Below are 5,056 nucleotides of genomic sequence, written 5' to 3'. Positions count from 1 at the left end.
CTCGCAATGACGACTCGGTATCCATGCAACAATGCCTCGCAGGAATGACATAGAAGCAATGTAACAAAGCCTCCTCACAATGATGAAGTTATATTAAAATTTAACCCCTTCTTCGTACTGCTTCTTGATTTTTAGTAGAAGTATTAGGAGTAGTTTGCGGGGGTTTTATATTAGAGCTTCTTAGTTTTATTAAATCTTCAAATATGGTTTTATCAAATGCTATTGGATTGATTTTTCTTAATTCTGCTAAATTAAAATTATTAACTTGTTGCGGTTGAACTATAATAGGCTCACCCGTAACAGGAATTAAATTTTTAAATTTAGGATTAGTTGCTGCTTTATCTTTATTTTCATTTAAAAATTTTGTTAGACCTTCAGCAATTTCAGGATTTGTTAAAGCGTTTGAAAAGATTTTATCATTAATTGTCTTCACTACATATCCATCACTCAGAGTAATATATTTATCTACAACTTTTCCTAATCTTTCTTCCAAATAGTTTCTACCTGTAAATATCTGCTTAAATTTTCCCCATAAAGAAGTGCCTCTATCATTAATATCTTTTAATTCAGTGGCTATTTTAGTACTATTTTCAGTTAGATAAGTAGAATCTAACTTATTTAATGTCCCCCTTCGGGGATAAGAAATCCCTCGCCTTCAGGCGAAGGGAAGATATAATGAAATTGCTTTAGCAATGAATTTATATCAAGAAACATGAGAAGTTATAGAAAGAATAGTCATAGTCAGTATGATTTAAAAGTACATCTTATATGGATACCAAAATATAGGAAGAGAGTATTGATAGGCAAAGTAGCGGAAAGGGCTAGAGATTTACTAAGGCAGATTTGTATGGAACATGAAGTATATATAATTTCAGGGAAAATATCATGTGATCACGTGCATATGTTTATCTCATATAAATCACAAATATCTCTTAGCAAGTTAGTACAGTATTTAAAAGGTAGTAGCTCAAGAATTTTATTGCAAGAATTTGCTCATTTAAGAAAACAATTTTGGGGCAATCATTTGTGGGCTAGGGGCTATATGGCGGTCAGTTCAGGTAATATAACTGATGAAATGATACAGCACTATATTGATGAACAGGAAGGTGAACCTGTGAATGATGATCGATTTCTAATCGATTCCACTTTATAACCCCTCAGCTTATAGCTGAGGGTTCTTTAGTTCCCTTATTATTATTTCAGGATTCTTTATGCCTGATGAGTTAGTAAGTATAATAGTTTGTTCTAATTGCTTACTAATTTTATTATTTTTTTCTAATCTATTACTAATCTGCTGCACCATATTAGTGGCTGCCTTTTGTAATTCCTTAAATTCCGCTTGAGATAATTGATTTACTCTTGGGATAAACTGCTTACTATCTTTATTAAATTTCTGGTTTTTATCTCCTTGAATAATAAATTTTTCATATTTCTCAAGTTTTTCCGGAGTGTTTTTAGGATCTTGTTTTAAGATTTCTATAGCTTTATCTTTTACAGCCTGTGCATATTGCTCTTTAGGTATAGAATTTCCGCTTACGGCTATTAATGCTTCTTTAGTTGCTCTTATAGGATTGGCAAAGATTTCTTCTTCATCTTCTATACCCATAAATGATAATTCATCAAAAGGTCCTCCTTTATTTAGAGAAAGTACAAAACCCTTAAGTGCTGCTTCAGCCCTTGCGACATCAAACTTTAGCTTATCTGCTGCACTAGGTATTAGTTTTGTATCTTGTCCTAAATTGATATGCAGATTATCTACTAATTTTTGTATATCTTTATTTTCTACAACTTCACTAATAATTTTACTGGCAAGTACTTCAAGCGTACTAGTGATATATTCTTCAGATTGTAAATATTGTTGAATAGGATTGGGAGTAACAATATTTTTATTCAAAGTATCTAATCTACTATCTACGTTTTTTATATCAACTATTTTACCTTTTACTGCAGCCGATATCTCAGTTACTTAATCGTTTTTTTTAATTTTTTCAATAGTATCATCTATATTAGTTATAATCTCTGCCATATAATACTCATTATTAAGTTATTTGATATAATGAACTAAATTATCAAACTTCTTAAAAATTTGCAACTATATTATCATATAAATCACTACTTACTATGCCCTGACTGTTGCCTACTCTCTCTACTTTATATTAAGGTTTTCAACATGAGATATAGGGGTTGATATAGAAGACTTATAGCTTTGGGTTGCTACTTGTTTTAGCTCTTTTACTGTTACAATATTGTTTCCTTTATTTGGTGCTTGTTTTTCTCTTTGTAGTTCTTCCGACAAATTTTTCATATCTATATACAAACTATTACTTTTTTCAAAGTTAGCGACTGCTTTATCTATATTTTTTTGAGCATAATCTGTACCGGTAATAGCACTTACTATTCTTTGTCATAGCTTAGGTTTGGCTACTCTTTGTAATTCTAATGCTATACTTTCTCCCCATCCGTGTTCCGTTAAATATCCAGGATTTAGCTCTGCCAATACTCTTTTAGCACCGTTAACAAGTGCAGGATTGCTGCTCTCGAGTAATGGAGCAAAATTTGCAATAATGCTACTATAGCATAGGCAATTAAGATAGTGATATTAATAAAAGGATATGGTAAAGTAATTAGAAAATAGTTATGCCAAGTCCATATTCATATGATTTAAGAAAGGGAGTGATTCAATATATTGAGTCAGGGAAAAGAATAATAGAAGCAAGTCAAGTATTTAATATCAGCCGTAAAGTAATATATGATTGGAAGAAATTAAAGAAAGAAACAGGAGATGTTCAATTAAAAACTGGCTATCAAAAAGGGCATAGTCATAAAATAACAGATATGGAAGGATTTAAAAAATTTTTGGAATCTAATAAAGATAAAAGCAGTCGAGAGCTAGCCATCTTGTATCCTAGTAAAGTGTCAGCAAGAACTATAATAAACATGATTAGAAAAGTTGGTTACAGCTATAAAAAAACTTTTCTTCATCCCAAAAGAAATCATAAATTAAGAAATGAGTTTATAGAAAAGATAACCACCATAGACAAAGATAAACTAGTGTTTTTGGATGAATCAGGAATAGAAGATAATGCGTGTCGAGAACATGGCTGGAGCCCAAAAGGAGAAAGATGTTATGGTGAAAAAGTTTATCAGCACAAACACAGAATTAGTATGATTGCTGGCCTATTTAATAGCAATATTGTAGCACCTCTAATATTTGAAGGCAATTGTAATAAAGCTATTTTTGAGACGTATGTCAAGGATATACTCATTAAAGAATTAAGGGCAGGACAAGTCGTAGTAATGGATAATATTAATTTTCATAAAAACTCTAAGGTAAAAGAATTAATTGAATCGGTAGGGGCAAGTATTTTATTCCTTCCTACTTACAGTCCTGACCTTAATCCTATAGAACATTATTGGTTTAAAATTAAACATCAAATTAGAAAAGATACTAGTAACTTTACATATTTTTTTGATGCTGCTTATCACGTATTACAAAAAGTAACTACCTTACCTGCTTAAGCTATATTCGGAGATCGTGGTTATATTTCGCAACAATTATTTCTACAACTTTTAGAGCAAGGAATTTTTATGGTAACTAGGGTAAAGAAAAATATGAAAAATAAACTTATGTCTATGTTGGATAAAATATTATTGCTTAAAAAAGCATTAATAGAATCTGTGTTTAGTAAAATTAAACTATTGGGGAAGTTTGAGCATTCAAGGCATAGATCAGTTACAAATGCCTTTGTGCATATGGTTGCAGCACTGATAAATTATCAAATGTCTGATAATAAACCTTCTATTACATCTCTCTTGATATGCTAAATCCTATGCTATATTAATTCGAAACTCGCGTTAATTACTTTACCATATCCTTTTATTAATATCACTATCTTAATTGCCTATGCTATACCTTGTTCTTTCATTTCTTCCAGGTTTTCTTGAATTGCTGAAAAAGCCTGCATATCTTGATTGACTAATTTATTAAATTTATCGATATTTTCTTTTGGTTCTAATTTATTTATATCTATTATACGCGAGTATGTAATAGAAGGTTTATTATCAGACATTTGATAATTTATCAGTGCTGCAACCATATGCACAAAGGCATTTGTAACTGATCTATGCCTTGAATGCTCAAACTTCCCCAATAGTTTAATTTTACTAAACACAGATTCTATTAATGCTCTTTTAAGCAATAATATTTTATCCAACATCTTACTACATGACAATTTTTAGAGATATAAGGACTAAGGGATTGAATTTTGCTGATAATTCATGATGATAACAGGGAAAGAACTTGGTTTACATATGAAAGATCATTCCGCCCCTCTAGTCGAATTATTACAAAAACATATTTCGCTTAATTTATCAAGAGCAAAATGTTTAGGATTATTTATCATTTCAATGCTTAACAGCAGGACAGTAAACATGTCATTGTTATGCAATAGAATGCCGTCTGGGATTAAAGCAGCTTCATGGTATAGAAGGATGCAAAGATTTATCTCTGAAATCTCAATATCATGGAGAGTATTACCTGTTATGTTAGTCATGATGACTGGGTTTGAGCAGGAGCAAAAATGGGTATTGTGTTTAGATAGAACGAATTGGAAATTTGGTAAACGACATATAAATATTTTATATTTAGCTGTCAGTTTTCATGGTATAGCGATCCCCCTTTTTGGAATTTTCTAAGTGATAAAAAGTGTGGTAACTCTGATTATATTGAGCGTATTGATCTGATGGAGTGTTTTTTAGAAGTTTTTGACAAAAACCGCATTGAAGCATTAACCGCTGATAGAGAATTTATAGGTAAGGAATGGCTCTCTTGGCTTAGAACAAATCAAATAAGATACGTTTTTCGAGTTAGAGAAAATAGACAATATATCAGTAATGCAAGGGGAAAAATGGTTAAAATACAAGAGTTATTTCGCCCTCTAGCCATAGGATCGCATGTGAGTTTGTCACAACGTAGAATTGGTACAAAAGGTAAAATATTTAATGTAGTAGGGATCAGAAATAAGAAGAGTGAACTTGCAGTCTTAATACATAGTGA

General features: G+C 31.1%; 7 protein-coding genes and 2 pseudogenes. 5 read left to right on the top strand and 4 right to left on the bottom strand.

Going from position 1 to position 5,056, the window contains the following annotated elements; genetic code table 11:
* Nucleotides 1-100: 100 nt before the first annotated feature.
* A pseudogene (locus REIS_RS04880) lies at nucleotides 101-622 on the bottom strand (hypothetical protein); the annotation flags it as partial.
* A 90-nt stretch (nucleotides 623-712) separates the two neighbouring features.
* On the opposite strand from REIS_RS04880, the gene tnpA reads away from it, so the two are divergent.
* Nucleotides 713-1,153, top strand: a complete 441-nt coding sequence (tnpA, locus tag REIS_RS04875; protein ID WP_008579210.1) for an IS200/IS605 family transposase — start codon at nucleotides 713-715, stop codon at nucleotides 1,151-1,153.
* 27 nt (nucleotides 1,154-1,180) lie between these two features.
* On the opposite strand, the pseudogene REIS_RS04870 reads toward tnpA, so the two are convergent.
* Both REIS_RS04870 and REIS_RS04865 read right to left on the bottom strand, forming a co-directional pair.
* A pseudogene (locus tag REIS_RS04870) lies at nucleotides 1,181-2,026 on the bottom strand (hypothetical protein); the annotation flags it as partial.
* Nucleotides 2,027-2,146: 120 nt separating this feature from the next.
* Nucleotides 2,147-2,296 (bottom strand): hypothetical protein, encoded by a 150-nt coding sequence (locus tag REIS_RS04865; RefSeq protein ID WP_241760887.1) that lies wholly within the window; start codon nucleotides 2,294-2,296, stop codon nucleotides 2,147-2,149.
* A 341-nt stretch (nucleotides 2,297-2,637) separates the two neighbouring features.
* On the opposite strand from REIS_RS04865, the gene REIS_RS12620 reads away from it, so the two are divergent.
* Together REIS_RS12620 and REIS_RS04850 are read left to right on the top strand one after the other, a co-directional pair.
* On the top strand, nucleotides 2,638-3,519 hold the full coding sequence (locus REIS_RS12620; protein WP_008579725.1) for an IS630 family transposase: 882 nt from the start codon (nucleotides 2,638-2,640) through the stop codon (nucleotides 3,517-3,519).
* A 3-nt stretch (nucleotides 3,520-3,522) separates the two neighbouring features.
* Nucleotides 3,523-3,825, top strand: a complete 303-nt coding sequence (locus REIS_RS04850; RefSeq protein WP_050755365.1) for a transposase — start codon at nucleotides 3,523-3,525, stop codon at nucleotides 3,823-3,825.
* A 77-nt stretch (nucleotides 3,826-3,902) separates the two neighbouring features.
* Here REIS_RS04850 and REIS_RS14220 read toward each other — a convergent pair whose 3' ends face one another.
* Entirely contained in the window at nucleotides 3,903-4,217 is a 315-nt protein-coding gene (locus tag REIS_RS14220) for a transposase (RefSeq protein WP_008580155.1), read from the bottom strand.
* Nucleotides 4,218-4,278: 61 nt separating this feature from the next.
* Between REIS_RS14220 and REIS_RS04840 the strand changes: the two genes are divergently transcribed.
* A complete protein-coding gene (locus REIS_RS04840; protein ID WP_008579269.1) occupies nucleotides 4,279-4,695 on the top strand; it encodes a hypothetical protein in 417 nt (138 codons plus the stop codon).
* Between the two features lie 47 nt (nucleotides 4,696-4,742).
* Nucleotides 4,743-5,056: transposase (locus REIS_RS11155; RefSeq protein ID WP_008580154.1), on the top strand; the 314-nt coding region annotated here is incomplete at its 3' end.

The organism is Rickettsia endosymbiont of Ixodes scapularis (assembly GCF_000160735.1).
Taxonomy (GTDB): domain Bacteria; phylum Pseudomonadota; class Alphaproteobacteria; order Rickettsiales; family Rickettsiaceae; genus Rickettsia; species Rickettsia tamurae.
Note: the sequence above shows the minus strand (reverse complement) of the source record. Positions and strands in the feature narration are given on the sequence as shown.